Source organism: Bradyrhizobium sp. NBAIM14 (assembly GCF_020193895.1).
In the GTDB taxonomy this organism is placed as follows: domain Bacteria; phylum Pseudomonadota; class Alphaproteobacteria; order Rhizobiales; family Xanthobacteraceae; genus Bradyrhizobium; species Bradyrhizobium yuanmingense.
Map to the genome: position 1 here is coordinate 99,960 of NZ_JADYVQ010000001.1, position 16,341 is coordinate 116,300.

A 16,341-nucleotide genomic window follows, 5' to 3' on the forward strand; every position below is an offset into this window, starting at 1 on the left:
CATGCAGGGACTTTTGAATTTCAGCGGACGCAGATCCCTCCCAGTCATCCGGCAGACGGAGGCGACGGAATGCGGGCTCGCATGCCTCGCCATGGTAGCGTCTTATCATGGTCATCGAACTGACTTGAACAGCCTGCGGCGCCGACATCCAGTGTCCCTAAAGGGCGTCACTCTTCGCGACCTCATGCAGATTGCAGCTCACCTCGGGCTGGCATGTCGGCCGTTGCGAATCGAGATCGGCCATCTCTGCCAATTGCGTGTTCCGGCTATCCTGCACTGGGACATGGCTCATTTCGTTGTACTCAAAGCATACAGGAGGAAAGGGATCGTGGTGCACGATCCGGCAGCTGGCGAAAAATGGTTCCCCCTCACTGAAGCGTCTAGACATCTCACCGGGGTCGCGCTCGAGCTCTCGCCCACTGAAAAGTTCTGCCGCACAGACGAGAGAGTGAAATTGCCGTTCTCGGTATTCTGGAGCGGAATGAATGGAAGCGCTTTCGCCCTCGCCCAAATATTAGTTCTGTCGGTGGTCATCGAAATTCTTCTCCTTGCCGCCCCTTTCTATATGCAGCTCACCGTTGACGAGGTCATCGCCAGAGGGGATGTCGATCTGCTGGTCGTACTCGGACTAGGATTCGCGTTCCTTCTCCTGATACGGGTCGCGTCGACCGCAACCCGCTCGTTCATTATTCTTGTTCTTCAGAACACGTTGAGCTTTCAAATCGGCGCGCGGCTGTTTCATCATCTGGTGCGCTTGCCACTCTCATTCTTCGAAAAGCGGCACATCGGCGATATCCTGTCTCGCTTCAACTCGATCGAACCCATTCGCAACGTGCTCGCGGAGGGATTGATCACGGGGCTGATCGACGGTCTCATGTCGGTGTTGATGCTGGTGTTGATGTTCACCTACAGCGTCCAGCTCGGACTTGTCGTCCTGCTGGCGTTCGTGTTGTATGCCGCCCTGCGGCTCGCTCTCTTCGGCATGTTCCGACAACGGAGCGAAGCCGCCATTCACAGCAAGGCAGACGAGGACTCCACTTTCATCGAATCCGTGCGAGCGGTGCAAAGCCTAAAGTTGCTCAACCGAGAGAACGAACGGGAGGGCCAGTGGCTGAACCGCTATGCTGCATATATCAATGCCAACGTGCGGCTAGGTCGGGCGAGGATCAGCTTCAAAGCAATGAACGACACGATATTTGGCTTGGAGAACGTAATCACGATCTACCTTGCCGCTCGTCTCGCACTAGACAACCTCATCACGGTTGGCATGATATTCGCGTTCGTCAGCTACAAGCTGCAGTTCGCTGAGCGGACAGCGCTGCTGATCGAGAAGCTGGTGGATGTCCGCATTCTCGGTCTGCACCTGGAGCGTCTCGCCGACATCGCGCTCACCCCGCTCGAGCGGGGGCACGACCTGGACCTGTCGTATATCCGACAGATTCGCGGCGCGATCGAACTGCGCAACGTGTGCTTCCGGTATGCGGAAGGAGAGTCTCTGATTCTTAACAACGTCAATCTGTGCGTTGCTCCCGGACAATTCGTGACGATCATGGGACCCTCGGGCTGCGGCAAGTCAACTCTTGTCAAGATTATGCTTGGGCTGCTCGAGCCGACGAGCGGAGAGGTTTTGATCGACGGCCTTCCGCTGAGCCAGATCGGACCGCGCGCTTATCGCGAGCAAATTGGCGCGGTGATGCAGGAGGATCAATTGCTGTCGGGATCGATTGCCGACAATATCTGCTTTTTTGATACAACTTTCGACCTGCAAGGGATGATCGATTGCGCGCGCATTGCCGGCATCCACGACGATATCATGGCAATGCCGATGAGCTACAACAGCCTCATCGGCGACATGGGAAGCTCGTTATCTAGCGGGCAGAAGCAGCGAGTCTTGCTTGCGCGCGCGCTCTATCGCCGACCAAAGATCCTGTTTCTAGACGAGGGAACGGCACATCTCGACACCGAGAAGGAAAGAGAAATCAATGCGAATCTTCGGCACCTCAATATGACGCGCGTGAGCGTAGCGCACCGACCCGAAATCACCCAGGGAGCAGATATGATCGTCCATCTTGGCGCGGCGGCGGAGCCATTTCGGGTCGGAATGACAAGCGGCAGACCAGCAGCGGCGCCTGAGCGAGATGTCGGGGTCACCAAGTTTGCCGGCGAAGGTGCGAAATCGACCGAAACCGCGCACCCCCACGATGCCTGCCCGGGGGATGCCACGGGCGATTGCGCGAAGCGCGATCCTGGCTCGAGGGACGCCAACGACGACTGCCATCCACACAAGGACTACGGCCAGCCGTCGAAAGACGACTGCAACTTCAAGCCGTCCGACGACTGCGGCAAAGCCGATAACCCGGGTGAAGCGCTGGCCAAGATCGACTTCTCACGATGCTGATGTCGGTTCGCGCCGTCCGGATCTCGGGTGACGGCGCTTCGATGTCGTCCGACGACGGGCTCGGATGTGGCATCGGCCGGCCAAACGCGAGACTGATTAATCCGCCTGAGGGTCAGATTCCGGGAGGGCAATCGAGAGACGGGCCGTGGCCACAGAAGATGAGGCTCGCGCGCACCAAGTCGGAGCCCGCCAGGCGTGGGCTCGCCATTGAAGATCACCAGCACAGTCCGTTTGTTGAGTTGGGCTGCGAAAGGCGCTCCGTCGCAGCTTCAGCATGCGGCTGCGCATCGCCAAATTTGCGTGACGGTGCGTCCCGATTGTCGGCTTCCGACTAGAAACAACATGGCAACCGCTACAGCAGGTTCGTTCGCCGGATGGCCGAAAGCAGGCAGGATGCGCGTACATCGGCGAAGAAGCGAGCGATGCCTGGGCTTCTCCGATTGGAGGGTAAACCGATGGACGTGCATGACGAGACAACCGATGATCTAATCGGCTATCATCATAGATGGCGCAACGAGAGAGTCTCTTGCTGGCTCACCGTTTCTCCTGAGGGTGATCCCCTACTTGCTGAGGGCTCAATCTCGGGATCGGAACGACTCATAAGAAGCGTTACTAACGCAAGAAAAGTCAAGCTTGCTCTGGGCGACGGGCCGGTTGTCACCCTCGAAGGCGGCTCAGGCGAAGCGCAGTGGGTCAAGGCTCTGACCGGCTCACAAGACTAGTATTTGGCTCTCCATAACAGGGCGTTCCGGCGAGTCCTATGATAGACCGTCCTAAGACAGAGGCCGAAGCATCTCGTTCGAGACACGCGTTCCAGTGCAATGATTGACCGAAAGCAGTTCCAGGATATGTCCATTGACGACTTGTGGGAGCTGCACCAGGACGTCGATTCAGTGCTGGCCGCGAGGATAGCCGCTAAGAAGGAACTCCTCGAAAGTAGGCTCGAGCAACTTCGCGACCAAGGGCAGCAACCAGGAAAGGACTCGCGCGGTTCCTCTGAAAGCTAACGTGGAGGCGCCTTCAAGGCGGCCAGCGTGCCACGTCATCAGCGCCCATCAGGCGCGAGTAGCCCACGACATCGGCTGCGAGGATGGCAGCACGCTCCGACATGTAGAAGCGAGAACAATCAGCAGACGGCGGCGTGCCAAGGTGGGCAGCAGAGCACGAGCTGTTGGAAACGCGCGGCGTGCACACTCCGGAGGCGCGGCGCTATTGGGCGCCACGAACCAGGCGCGTCGCAAATGCCTGCGCGACTCAATCTGAGTAGGCCATTGCTATGGTTAGTGGCGAGACATCCCCCCACCGCGCCGAGATTTACAAGCAAACCATCCTGTCGCGATCGTGGTGCACCCAATAGCCGGGCTCTCCGCGTCTCGCGGGGGCCAGGCCGACCAAGCGGGCAAAATCGCAGTCGGGGACGGATGCGATGTATTTGAGCTTGATCGTGACCGGCGACGTGCTCGGAACGGGGAGCGAAATTGCCGGATAGGCGGCCAACATGGCAGCGGCTGCGATGGATGCCGTGATGACCCACCGCAGCTTAGTGGTACAATCATGGCGCGCCGATACCGCACGGAAACGACGCTGCAAATTGCGCAGTCGCTGTTCGGGACCGGGACCGGGTCGAACCGGCTTGGGATTGGGAAGGTGGGGCATGACATCATCAAACTAACATCACCGAAGTCTTCCTATCACGAACTAGGATCGCAGCCGACCTGCTCCGTCACGCCCGGCTCAGTGAGGGCGAATGAGCGCTACGGGGCTGATCCTAGAGGCCGCAGCTTCGGCCGATCTCCCGCACAAGCACGATCCGTTCGCCAGATCCGATGACGGCGCCCCCCGCTGGGCGACCGTCTGCTCATCATCACTACTGCGAAGCTCAGCGACGTCGAGCCCCTCGCCTATCCTGAAGACGTGCTCCAGCGCATGCCCAACGGGCACCCATCGGCCGCCTCGACGACCTCCTACCCTGGAATTGGCGGCCAACAACCACGTCAACTGACACCACAGCGCAAGAAATGGACGCTTTCCAAAAAGGAAAAGCGCGTAAGCGTCGTGATGCTCGCAATAGCGCGCGGCGGTGCCCGATTGTCGGTGCATTGCGAGCACGAGCGGAGCGTGGTGACAACGTCGTCAATGCTCCTAGCGGCGATTTGATCGACCTCTCGCTTGCTCAATCGGCTCTTCGCAAGCAACGCTCGGGGTACACGCTCGAGAGCACCTCGATGGCGACGCACCAGCATCCTGGTGACGGACCGGAGGCGCGCTTCCAATTCGGCCAATTTGACTGTCGTCTTAAAAAAGAGACGGACATGAGCGCCGCATCACATTCAACGGCAAGCTTCAAATTTATCCGCAAGTAGAACAATGCGAATTCGAAGCCTCGCCAAAATGAGCGACGCCGCGCACCACCGAGAGCTCCTGCGGCCAGAGCGCTCAATCGATGCCAGGAATTACTACGCCAGCTTGCATAGCGCACGTGCCGGAGCTTGGTACTGGCCGACTCGAACCGACGGGTCGCTGGGTCGGGTGAATGACGCCCTCGAACGGCCGTATCGCCTGCCAGCCGTCGATCGTGCGGCACGCGGGGGAGGAGATTTCCCCGAGTTATTCACAGGAATGCGCAAGGCCTCGCGAATCGATTCATTTTTCGTAAAGGCGACTCTAGTGGGATCTCTGCGCAACGCGATGCTTGGAGACACAGTGATGATCCAGCGTGCCCGCCTGTCGAATCAGACCGTGGGGAGTAATGGTTGCCCGCTCCGCCACGACCTCACCCCGGTTCTCGTGCCGATTGGCGAGCTCAAGCAGCTCGGACATGAAACCCGGCGGCATCCCAAGAGCCAACTCAAAAAATTGGCCGCGAGCCTGCAGCAGTTCGGCTTCGTTTTACCGGTCGTCGCCGATCGTGACCGCCGCATCGTGGCCGGGGCAGCGCTTGTCCAGGCGGCCGACGAACTCGGTCTTCACCAGGTCCCAGTGGTCCAGCTCCGCGATCTTACGGATGCACAGCTTCGCAGCCTCCGACTAGCGCTGAACCGCCTGGCTGAAGATAGTGACTGGGACGAGAGGGCTTTGCAGCTAGAGCTGTCGGAGCTTAGCGACCTCGATCCAGAGCTCGACTTGCAGATCACCGGGTTTGCCATGGGCCAAATCGACTCACTACTGGCAGCTCCGGAGACCGATGAGGATGAACTGCCGCCTGTCGAGGCTCGGCCACCGGTCGCCCAACCGGGTGATCTCTGGAAACTTGGCGAGCACCGCATCCTCTGCGCCGATGCAACGCTCGCCGACAGCTATCAGCTCCTGATGCAGGGTGAGCTGGCGCAAATGGTGTTTGCGGACCCGCCGTATAACGTCCCAATCGCGGGTCACGTCTCGGGCCGCGGCAGGATCACACATCCCGAGTTCCGGATGGCGTCGGGCGAGCTGTCCGCAGCCGAATTCGAGGCATTCCTGACCAGAATGCTCTCACATACTGCCGTCTTCAGCGTGGATGGATCATTGCATTATTTATGCATGGACTGGCGCGGCTTGGGGCCGCTCCTATCCGCCGCCGGCGCGATCTACACAGAAATGATCAATCTCTGCATTTGGAACAAACGAAACGGCGGGATGGGGTCGCTCTATAGATCGAAGCATGAGCTGGTGTTTATCTATAAGCACGGAAAGGCCGCCCACATCAACAATGTTCAACTCGGCAAGCATGGCAGAGCCCGTACCAATGTCTGGGACTACCCAGGTTCAAACAGCTGGGCAAATTCCCCGAAATCAAAATTAGGCCTTCATCCGACGCCTAAGCCGGTTGCGCTTGTCGCCGACGCGATCCGCGACTGCACCAAAGAGCACGATATCGTGCTCGATCCGTTCGGTGGCGCCGGCACGACATTGATCGCCGCGGAGCGCACTCGGCGCCGGTCGCGGCTGATCGAAATCGAACCTCGCTATGTGGATGTCACGATCCGGCGCTGGCAGCATGTAACCGGCAAGGCAGCCGTGAACGCCGTGACCGGCGCGCCGTTCGATCAGACCAACACCGCTGGCCTGGAGCGCAGCGGTGGCTAAGAAACCGAACAACCGCGTCGGCTACGGCAGCCCGCCCCTGCATACCCGTTTCGCACCGGGGCAATCCGGAAACCCGCGCGGGCGGCCGAAAGGCGCCTTGAATTTCGCCACCGACCTGAAAAACATCCTTCTGGCCACAGTCGCGCTGAACGACGCTGGCAGGGCACGACGCGTCACCACGCAAAAGGCAGCATTGCTTCGCTTGCGGGAAAAGGCGCTCAAAGGGGACGCGCGGGCTCTCGACAAATTCCTCTCCCTCGCGATGGCAATGACTGTCGGCTCCGCGGTGGAGACCGCGACAAGCCTGCCGCCCGAAGATCAGGCCATCCTCGAGGCATATCGCCGAGACGTCTTGGCGAACGCCAATGCTGCGGCTGCAAGCCAACGCGATGAGGAGGACAACACATGAGGCCTGTTGTGGCGGCGCTGCTCCGAACTGAGTTGCGGTATTTCATCCACAAGGCCTTCACCACCGTCTTTTTGGGCAGCGAATATCTGTCGAACTGGCATATCGATGCGATCGCCCATCAGCTCATGCGCGTCCACGATGGCGAATGTAGCCGTCTTCTCGTCAACCAACCGCCGCGTTCGCTCAAATCTCTTTCGGTCTCGGTATCTTTCGTCGCGTGGCTGCTGGGCCACGACCCGAGCCGGCGCATCATCGTGGTCAGCTACGCGAGCGAACTTTCCGCCGAGCTGCACCGCCAATTCAGAATGGTGATCGAGTCGGGCTGGTACCAAGCGCTGTTTCCGGCCATGCGCCCGGCTAAGGATACCGGCACCGAACTCGTGACCACGGCGGGCGGCAGCCGCTACGCAACCACGGTTGGCGGGACGCTGACCGGTCGCGGCGCCGACCTCATCATCGTCGATGATCCACACAAGGCGGAGGAGGCGCAATCGGAGACCGCGCGCAAGCGCGTTACCGACTGGTTTGGCGGCACCTTGGTCTCGCGCCTCAACGACAAGGACACCGGCCGCATCATCGTGGTGATGCAGCGCCTGCACCAAGACGATCTCGCCGGTCATCTGCTGCAAGCGGGCGCCTGGCAGCACCTCGACCTGCCGGCCACCGCGGTCGAAGATAGCGACATCCCTATCGGCAAACATCGCGTCGTTCGCCGGCGCGCCGGCGATCTGTTGCACCCGCAGCGCGAAAGCAAGCTGGTGCTGGAGCGGATCAAGGCCGAAATCGGCAGCCTGCAATTCTCGGCGCAATACCAGCAACGGCCGGTGCCGCTCGAAGGCAATCTGATCAGGCGCGACTGGTTTCGCTTTTTCGATCAGCTCCCGGCCGCGGCCGCAGCCGGCTATGTCGTACAGAGCTGGGACACCGCGATGATGACCGGACAGGCCAACGACTACTCGGTCTGCACCACCTGGCGGGTGATCAAGAACGACTATTACCTCGTAGATCTCTACCGCGGCCGACACCAATATCCCGACCTGCGGCGCGCCGTGGCCGCGCTGGCCGCAAGATATAATGCGGACGCGGTTCTAGTCGAGGACGCCGGCCCCGGCATGGCGATGCTACAGGACCTGCAACGCGATACGCCAAACGGCATGCCGCGCCCGCTTGGCATCAAGCCGGAAGGCAGCAAGGCCGATCGGATGGCGGCACAATCGTTCAGGATTGAGGCCGGACAAGTCCATCTGCCCGCAGACGCCCCTTGGCTTGATGACTACTTGCTGGAGTTGCTGGCGTTTCCCCACGGCAAGCACGACGACCAGGTCGACAGCACCTCGCAATTTCTGAAGTGGGCGGCCAATCACCCCATCTTCGACGATCTTGAGCTGAACATCATTTCGGTCGGCCGAGGGGAGTACGGCTTCCCATAGCCATTTGAGGTCTTTTTCACACGCCTTCGCCTATTTTCGCAGAACGAAGCCAATCGCGTACGGTCCGCAAGCTTAGTGTTGCTTTGACTTCAGAGACCGAAGCGCGCGCTTCTGCATCGCAAGTGCGTTGCGCTCATAACGCTCCAGCCCGTTGAGCCGTCTCCCGATGGCTTCGACCGGACCATCCAATAGATCGGCCAACATCGCCTGGCGGACCAATCGCACGTGCCATAGTTCGCATTTGGCATGCGCAACAGCCGCTGCGGTATCTGATCCAATCTCGCAGCCGAGGCCCGCGAGAATGGCGACCATCAGCGTCGCCAACTCGGGGGCATCCGGCTTGCAAGTCCTGGCGAGTCCATGACGCAGCGCGTTGCAACTGGACCTCGTCCTTCCACTCGCCGTTTTTGGCCCCGTGCTGCGCTTGGCGTTGCGGCGATTGGCTTCGATTTGTCGAACTGAGGCCATGTCCGAGCTCCTCGGCCGGGGGCGGGTTGCGTCCCCGAAAGCTCGCTCCAACCTCCTGAACCATCAAGGCTTTTGTCGCCAAACGAACCGCAAAATTACTGCAGAAAGGACTGGCATCCCCGCGCAAAAGGAGCGTTAATCACCGGACCGGCCTTTCGGCCCTTGGCCCCGGTCTTTCCCCTCGCGGCGGCGGGGGTTTTGGCGGTGCGGCGGCAAGCCGCGTCAACCAAGGAGAGACCGGTGACCACGATTGCAACCGACGGCGCCGCGGCGCCCCGCTCCGTTACCACCTTGAACCGCCACGACCGCCGCGCCTTCATTGGCGGCTCGGACGCGCGCATCATCATGGGCGACGACCAGGACGCGCTGCTGCGCCTGTGGCGGGAAAAGCGCGGCGAGATCGCGCCGCAAGATTTGTCCCGCAACCTGGTCGTTCAGCTCGGCGTTGCCACCGAGGCGCTCAACCGCGCCTGGTACCAGGCCGCCACCGGGCACGCGATCACCGACATCCAGAAGCGGGCTCGGCATTCCGTCCATTCCTGGATGGCGGCCACCTTGGACGGCATCGTCGCGCAGACCGGCGCGGTGTTCGAGGCCAAGTTCATGCTGCCCTGGGCCTTTACCGAAGAGGCCGCAGCGGAGAAGCACATGGCGCAGCTGCAGCACAACATGTGGGTGGTCGCGGCCCGCGCGGCCGTGCTCTCGATCATCACCGGTGGCGGCAAATGGATCGAAATCACCGTGCATGCCGACCCGCTCTACCAGCACCTGCTGCTGACCGCGGAGAAGAAGTTCTGGCGCTGCGTGCAGAGCGGCGAGCCACCGCTGCTGTTTGGCATCGAGACCCCACGGCCGCGGCTTGCCGCGGTCAAGGTCGTCGACATGACCGCCTCCAATCTCTGGGCCGAATGCGCCGCGATCTATCTGCGCACCCGCGACGCCCATGCCGAGCATGAGCTGGCCAAGGCCGAGCTCAAGAAGCTGCTGCCGGAGGATGCCAAGGAGGCGTTTGGCCACGGCGTGCGCGCCAAGCGCTCCAAAGCCGGCGCGATCAGTTTTGATCCGGTTGAGATGGAGCGCGTCCATGCACCAGGCCAGTGAGCATATCGGCGCGATCGCGGCGGCGCTGGCCCGCGCGCAAGCCGAACTGACCAACCCGGAAAAGACCCTGACCGCTCAGATCCGCTCGCCGTTCCTGCGCGATGACGACCGCACCTTTCGCTACGCCTCGCTGGCGAGCGGCCTCGCCATCGTGCGCAAGACCTTGAGCCAGCAGGAGATCGCCACCATCCAGACCACCCGGGTCGAGGAGACCACCGGCCACATCCACCTCACCACCCTGCTCGCCCATTCCTCCGGCGAATGGATCTCCTCGGACTGGCCGGTCTGCGCCTCCCGGGACATCGAGGCGCCGCATCGCATGGGCGCAGCGCTGACCTACGCCCGACGCTACGCTCTGTTCGCGCTGGTCGGGATTGCCGGCGAGGATGATCTGGACGCCCCGGATACGGTCGCCGGTCCACCCGCACCCCCCAACCTCAAGGCCTCGCCCGGCAAGGGCGCTCTCAACCGTGCCGCGGTGCTGCGGCCGGGCGAGTCCGCCGCACTCCGGGAGCAGCTGTTGCGTCAGCTCGAAGCGCTGCCCGCCAGCACCGATCTGCTCAGCTGGGCCATGGCGAGCCTTCCGCTCAAGAACAGCCTGCAGGAGCCGGATGCCCGGCGCGTCGAGGCAGCTTATCAAGCCAAGCTCGAGGACGCTGCCCGTCCCACAGAAAGCCAGACCGACCAACCGGCCGCCCTGAGTGACACGCCAAGCCTGCCAGCAGCGCCTGCGGCTGACGCCGAGGCCGCGCTGCAGCCCGCGCCACCCGAGGCCGGGCTCGCCCTCCCCAAGGAGCCGCCCCGCAAGCGCAGCAAGGCGCACCTGCTGTTTGTCCGGGAGCAGCCCTGCCTAGTGTGCCGGGAAACCCCATGCGACGCCCATCATCTGAAATTCGCCCAACCGCGGGCGCTCGGCCGCAAGGTCAGCGATGAGTTCACGGTGCCGCTGTGCCGCGCCCATCACGAGGAGCTGCATCGGCACGGCAACGAACGGGCGTGGTGGGCGAACCTGCAGATCGCGCCGTTGCCGGTCGCGCAGGACCTGTGGGCGACGAGCCCGATCCACGGTCCGACCGGCAGCGCGGTCGGCGCCCCAGCCGTCCTCGCAAACCTGGGCGCGGAGGCCGCATCCCGATGAACGGTCCCTTCCAAACCGCGCGCGAGCTGACCGCCACGACGCTACCGGCTGAGTTTGCGGCCTTGGCACCGCCGCCGCTGCTGCTGCCCGGTGAGCATCTCGACCATTACCTGGCACTGCGGCAGGCAATCTTCGCTGACCTTGCGCCCCGATCCGCCATCGAGTGGCTGCTCGCCATTGATGTTGCCGAACTGTCCTGGGAGATCCAGCGCTACCGCATGTTGCGGCACAAATTGCTCGAGACCTCTCGCCAAAAGGCCATCGCGGCGGCACTGCTGCGCATCGACATGACCGGGATCGATCCCGACTTCGAAGAGAAGGCTGCGTCCTACACGCAGCAAAATGCGCTGAGCTGGCGGATTGATCCCATCGCTGCGACCGAGATCGACGCGCGGCTTGCCGCCTACGGCTTCGATCAAGACGCCATCACCGCCGAAGTCTACGTGCAGGCGCGCGAAGTCCTGGGTCTGTTCGAAGGCTTGCTCAATGCCGCCCAGACCAAACGAATGTTGCTGCTTCGTGAGATCAGGAATCAGCGCCTTCTAAGTGCACCGATGCGCCGGCCGCGCTAAACATCGCGCTGCCGAGCGCCCCGCTTGCTTTTCGGCGCGTCAACTCCTGCCAAGATACAGCAATGGACGACGATCAGTGATGTCGCTGCTTGCAGTCAGGGTCCGCTTCAAGGGCATCCGCGAGTAGGTCCAGCCATTGAGCCGCTTTCCGCAGCTGCTCGGATGATGGTGGCTCGCCTCGCTTCATCTGCCAGTACAGTGCGATATCACGCGTCGGTAGCGATGACGCCTCGACGACAGCCTGCACAGCGCCGATTGCCTCATCCGTCCGGTGTGTCTGAAGTGCCTTTGCCGGCGTCATGTATTCTTGTTCATGCGTCTCGTTGGTGACCAGACGAAACGGTGCGGGCAGGCGCTTTACTTCGGATGTGCCGCGATAATACGGCGAAGCTAGTCGGAGCGTTTCGTGGGTGACCTGCACATTGATGGTCCTTGCCGGACTAGGGAGCGGTTTCGCAGGCTGCGAAACCGGCGCGCGGATCGACAAATGGGCCATGCACATCCGCCACGACCAGCGGTCAGGGTTTTGCATGAAGTACTGGCGGGCCGCCTTGGCGTGATTGCCGATATAAATCAGCGCGGCACGATCGTCCCGGCTGACGCATCGGAGACGAGCTTTGTCGATCCATTCGTGGAAAGCTTGATCACTAGGCAATTTGTTGCGCGCTGCAGAGAATGCAGCCGCCAACTCGAACGTGCCGGAGATGAAGCCCGACCGTGCTTCCTTGGTGCGCGCGTATGCATTTCTTGCGCTCCGCGCGAGCGTGGAAAGTTGTGCATTTATTGTCTTCGTCACGACCATTTCCCTTCGCTGAACGCGCTGCGCGACAGCCTACAGGCTGTCTCGAGACGCAACTGTGATGTCAGGTGAAATGGTCGTGGCCCTACTCTGTGCTGGCTTCGATGCTGGACCGTTGGCCCCTTGGGCGCTGGTCTCGGATCTTATCGCTCGGAACGGTGAGGGACACCCATACGCACGACCATGCCCAGCATGGCCTAAGTTAGTGCCATCGTCAAGCATGCGAGTGCCAGCATGCGAGTGGCTGTGGTGTAGACCCGTCCCGAGCAGGTTGCGAGGCAACACCGGAGCAGCAGCGTGGCACCCGCAACCTTCGGGCCGTCTATCAGTGAGGCTGCTGCTTGCTCACAATGTCCGTCTCCAGGGCATCTGCCAGCATGTCCAGCCAATGCGCTGCGTCCCGGACCTCGTCGGGTGCAGGTAGCTCCCCCGGGCTCGACCCGCCAGTAGAGCGCGACACTCCGCGTCAACAGCGATGAGGCCTCGATCACTGCTTGCATCGCTCCGATCGCATCATGCAACCCCGCTGTCTTACCTGGTAGAGGCTGCGGCAGGGATGCTCGTTGCTCAGGCTCGCGTGTGATCAATTTGAATGGTGCAGCGAACTGCTTCGTTTCGGAAGGGTAACGATAATAAGGTGCAACGAGGCGAACGGTTTCTTCGGTAACTTGCAACCTGACTGTCGTTGCCGGACGGGCCACTGGTGTCGCAGGCTGCGAAACCGGCCCACCCACCAAATGAGCCGCGCACCTACGCCATGACCACCGGTCCTTGTTATCCATGAAGAAACGGCGAGCCGCTTTGACGTGCCGACCAATAGTAACCAGCGAGCGCGATTATCCTTGCTGATCGACCGCAAACCAGCTTGTTCGCTCCACCAATGGAAGTCTTGATCGCTCGGCAACTTGCCGCGAGCACGACAGAAGGCGGCTGCCAACTCGAACGTGCTCGCAATGAAAGCAGCGCGCCCTCTCTTGGTGCGTTCGTACCCACGCTTGGCACTCCGCGCATGCGTATGAAGATGTGCTTTGCTTTCGCTATCCACCATTTCACTTTTGCCGTATCGCGCTGGCGACGCTTCATTCGGTGAGCGGCCTCTAGCGGCGGCGTGATAGAGCCTGAGCAGACGGCTTACATGTCTTTGGATCTTGCGGTGTTCAAGGCCACGGACTGCACCGTGGTCACCTTTACCCCGTTGAGATCGAGCGCGCCCCCCTGATGCACGAATGGGCATAAATTTCCTCACAATTGTCATAGCGCTTCCTTTGCACCGCAATATACTTCGCCTAACAATCAAGGATGTCAGGCGAACTTTCGATGATCAGACATGCGGCACGCATGCTGGCCATGATGTATTGCGTTTGCAGCCAGCCCGCCTATTCAAGCTATGAATACCAAGCGGTGTCGCCACCGCTGTCATTCTCACAATTCCGCACTCAATATGCCGAGGACTGCCAGCGTCACGATAATCGCAGGATCCGAGATTTCCGCTCCTCAATTCAATGTTCGGCGGGAACTCGGCCAGATCAATTCAACGGTGCCACAGGAGCAAAGCAGTTCGCCAGCTCGTCCGTTCGGTCGACGCTAAACTTTTCTTTCTGCCAAGATACCCGCCTGACCTGAACCTGATCGAACAGGTTTTTGCCAGGCTCAAGCACCTGCTCCGCAAAGCTGCCGTCGGCCCGGTCTGCGCCGCAAGCCGTGACAGTTTGCTCCGCGAGCTGTCGTCGTAGCTACCGAGCTACTGCGAAGTCCGGCAGGGTCGGCCAGGATAATGGGAATCTCGAATTCGCCCCGTCTCCAGTGAAGCCGATACATATTTCCTTCCAGAGAGGCTGCCTGAATGTGCTACATTGTGTTTTGTGCGGTCCTCGGATGTTTGGAATGGATACAGATGAATTGGCCAAAGGTCGTACGCATGCGTCGCAAGGCGAAACCTCGTTGAATGGAGATCATTTCGCGCGACGTGCAATTTGCCCCAACGGTCCTGTCGCATCCTATATTGTTATCGGTCAACCGGATTACCTCGTCGCCCTAGCGCTCACACCGGACGCACGGGCCCCACTTGTCCGACAATTTCGTCGGCGATTGAACGCTACTCCTTAGAACTTCCTGCCGCAATAATTGAGCCGGGAGAAACCCCGGAAGATGCTATTTCTCGCGAGCTTCGCGAAGAGTCCGGATACATGGCGAAGGCTGTCGAGACGATTGGCAGGTCCGCAACATGCGCTTCGCGCATAAGCAACTCAACGACATCCTTCTTCATCCGCACGGACTTTCGCAATGAAACTTCGTATAAGAGCCAGGTGTAGTTGTTGAATTAGTGACGCTGCCAGAACTTCGAACGTTGTTGCTTTCCGGCGAATTTGCCGAGCATGTCACTTGGGCGTCCGCGGCAAAAGGTCTGATAAGCTTCTGATCTCACTGTGTCGAACGCGCGAATTGGACGGACAGCGGATAGGACAGAATGCAGGATCGATACTGCTTTTGGGCCACGTCCCTGCCCAAACAGTTGCGGGGCGACCTCGGTCCACGATCAACAAAGCCCTCGACTGCCTTACATCGGAAAGCCGCTTCGCACTGCAGTCAGACGCTGCGCAGTCGTCCTTCTCGATCAAAACGGGGACGCATTGCCTGCAGGACTTCCATCGAAGGAGACGTTGATTGACAGCACAGTCAGCGCGCACTCTGGAACGATACAAGTACAGGCCCGCCCCTCGAGCATATAACTTCAGCCGTTGACCCTGGAGATCTCCGGGACAGATCCCGGTCTTTCCGGCACTTCTACCTCGATTGGAAGCCTCAGTAAGCTGGCATCGGCCTTGAGAGGAGCGGCCGATCCCCCGAAGCCGCAATGCGAAGCGAACGGTGGTTAACTGTGCGCACTTTCGTCGTCACTTCTAGCTCTACTCTGATCTGTCCGCTTCCGCCGCCGCTTCTTGCGCGTCAACTCAAGCCATACGTTGCTCCCGATCACGAACATGAAAATGACCGCGACCAAAACGCCGATCGCGATAACGACACCTTCCATCTAACCAACATTGCTTTTGTACGCTCTAATCGCGTTTAGGTGGCGTTTCGGCCAAATGTATGGCCGGCGCAAATCGCGATCTGAGAAGTACTTGGGAAACGATCACCGGGGTCGTACAGACCATCGGTCAGCGGCCTCGCGATCAGATCGGACTGCAGGCCATCTGAAATATGCCTTTGAACTCTGAAGCAAAGGTCTTCGACTAGTGCACTGCGCACTGAGTAGCGAGTTCCCTGCTTTCGCTGCCCGCCTCTTTGAAGGTTCGCATCGAGGAGCGGCTCCGACGCCGCTTGCAACTAGCTTTTGAATAGACGAAGCACAGATCACCCGAGAAGTCGGGTTTTTTCGTGAGTAAGAAACGTCGACCCGATTTCGGCGGCTCCGCCTCCGCGGCCAACCGGATCGCTCGCTCGGCGTCCAGCATCGCCTGCAGCGTAGTCACACAGCCGCAAAGAGAAACATCATTGCCCATCGCCGAGCAGAAGATCAAAATAAGCAGTCTCTGTCCGAATTGCTGATCGTGGCACCGCTTCAGATCCCAGCGACCAGCCGGCTGTTTGCGGGCGCCGCTGTGTTGTGGGATCCGCTAGTCGGTATCCACTAGCAAATGGCCAAGCTGGGTTGGCGTGATGGTCACCACGCCATCAGCCGACGACGGCCACAGGAAGCGGCCGCGCTCCAGCCGCTTGGCATAAAGCAACCTGCCCAGTCCATCGCGCCATCAGCTTGCCGCTTCTGTCACGGAACACATAGAGGCCATCGTCGTGCGGGTCTCACTTGAAGGCTTCCGGCACCAGCACGCCCAGCGGGTTCATGTCGCGACGCATGTCGGTTGGCCGGTCTCAAGCCACACCCGCACGCCCGACCCGATGGGACCACCGTGGGCGTCCATCAGCCAGCGCCGCCTCGGGGCCTCAGCATCGCCGCATC

At 60.6% G+C, this 16,341-nt stretch carries 12 protein-coding genes and 2 pseudogenes; 11 read left to right on the plus strand and 3 right to left on the minus strand.

Annotated features, from left to right (window positions below; genetic code table 11):
- Window position 1 precedes the first annotated feature (1 nt).
- From I6F28_RS00405 to terL, 6 genes and pseudogenes are all read left to right on the plus strand, one after another.
- Complete coding sequence (locus I6F28_RS00405; RefSeq protein ID WP_225139001.1) at window positions 2-2,398, plus strand: peptidase domain-containing ABC transporter; 2,397 nt, start codon at window positions 2-4, stop codon at window positions 2,396-2,398.
- Window positions 2,399-4,205: 1,807 nt separating this feature from the next.
- Window positions 4,206-4,389 (plus strand): annotated as a pseudogene (locus I6F28_RS37730) (transposase domain-containing protein); the annotation flags it as partial.
- 27 nt (window positions 4,390-4,416) lie between these two features.
- Complete coding sequence (locus I6F28_RS00415; protein WP_225139002.1) at window positions 4,417-4,761, plus strand: hypothetical protein; 345 nt, start codon at window positions 4,417-4,419, stop codon at window positions 4,759-4,761.
- Between the two features lie 343 nt (window positions 4,762-5,104).
- A complete protein-coding gene (locus tag I6F28_RS00420; RefSeq protein ID WP_225139003.1) occupies window positions 5,105-6,463 on the plus strand; it encodes a site-specific DNA-methyltransferase in 1,359 nt (452 codons plus the stop codon).
- Window positions 6,456-6,872, plus strand: a complete 417-nt coding sequence (locus I6F28_RS00425) for a DUF5681 domain-containing protein (protein ID WP_225139004.1) — start codon at window positions 6,456-6,458, stop codon at window positions 6,870-6,872. Before I6F28_RS00420 ends, I6F28_RS00425 begins: the two co-directional genes overlap by 8 nt.
- Window positions 6,869-8,302 carry a phage terminase large subunit gene (terL, locus tag I6F28_RS00430; RefSeq protein ID WP_225139005.1) on the plus strand — a complete coding sequence of 478 codons (1,434 nt, stop codon included), beginning with the start codon at window positions 6,869-6,871 and terminating at the stop codon, window positions 8,300-8,302. Before I6F28_RS00425 ends, terL begins: the two co-directional genes overlap by 4 nt.
- A 72-nt stretch (window positions 8,303-8,374) precedes the next feature.
- Here the strand turns inward: terL and I6F28_RS00435 are convergent, their stop codons facing one another.
- A complete protein-coding gene (locus tag I6F28_RS00435) occupies window positions 8,375-8,614 on the minus strand; it encodes a hypothetical protein (RefSeq protein WP_225139006.1) in 240 nt (79 codons plus the stop codon).
- Window positions 8,615-9,019: 405 nt separating this feature from the next.
- On the opposite strand from I6F28_RS00435, the gene I6F28_RS00440 reads away from it, so the two are divergent.
- Genes I6F28_RS00440 through I6F28_RS00450 form a run of 3 tightly spaced genes read left to right on the plus strand, consistent with a single transcriptional unit; the run spans window position 9,020 to window position 11,581 of the window.
- Entirely contained in the window at window positions 9,020-9,871 is an 852-nt protein-coding gene (locus I6F28_RS00440) for a YqaJ viral recombinase family protein (RefSeq protein WP_524536095.1), read from the plus strand.
- Window positions 9,855-11,009 carry an ERF family protein gene (locus I6F28_RS00445; protein ID WP_225139008.1) on the plus strand — a complete coding sequence of 385 codons (1,155 nt, stop codon included), beginning with the start codon at window positions 9,855-9,857 and terminating at the stop codon, window positions 11,007-11,009. The genes I6F28_RS00440 and I6F28_RS00445 overlap by 17 nt, the downstream gene beginning before the upstream one ends.
- Entirely contained in the window at window positions 11,006-11,581 is a 576-nt protein-coding gene (locus I6F28_RS00450) for a hypothetical protein (protein WP_225139009.1), read from the plus strand. The genes I6F28_RS00445 and I6F28_RS00450 overlap by 4 nt, the downstream gene beginning before the upstream one ends.
- Window positions 11,582-11,654: 73 nt before the next feature.
- Here I6F28_RS00450 and I6F28_RS00455 read toward each other — a convergent pair whose 3' ends face one another.
- On the minus strand, window positions 11,655-12,377 hold the full coding sequence (locus tag I6F28_RS00455; protein ID WP_225139010.1) for a hypothetical protein: 723 nt from the start codon (window positions 12,375-12,377) through the stop codon (window positions 11,655-11,657).
- 1,544 nt (window positions 12,378-13,921) lie between these two features.
- Between I6F28_RS00455 and I6F28_RS00460 the strand changes: the two are divergent.
- Window positions 13,922-14,092 (plus strand): annotated as a pseudogene (locus I6F28_RS00460) (transposase); the annotation flags it as partial.
- Between the two features lie 261 nt (window positions 14,093-14,353).
- Window positions 14,354-14,692 carry an NUDIX hydrolase gene (locus I6F28_RS37735; protein WP_225139011.1) on the plus strand — a complete coding sequence of 113 codons (339 nt, stop codon included), beginning with the start codon at window positions 14,354-14,356 and terminating at the stop codon, window positions 14,690-14,692.
- A gap of 1,305 nt (window positions 14,693-15,997) precedes the next feature.
- On the opposite strand, the gene tnpB is transcribed toward I6F28_RS37735, so the two are convergent.
- Window positions 15,998-16,120 (minus strand): IS66 family insertion sequence element accessory protein TnpB, encoded by a 123-nt coding sequence (gene tnpB, locus I6F28_RS37740; protein WP_524536096.1) that lies wholly within the window; start codon window positions 16,118-16,120, stop codon window positions 15,998-16,000.
- Window positions 16,121-16,341 lie beyond the last annotated feature (221 nt).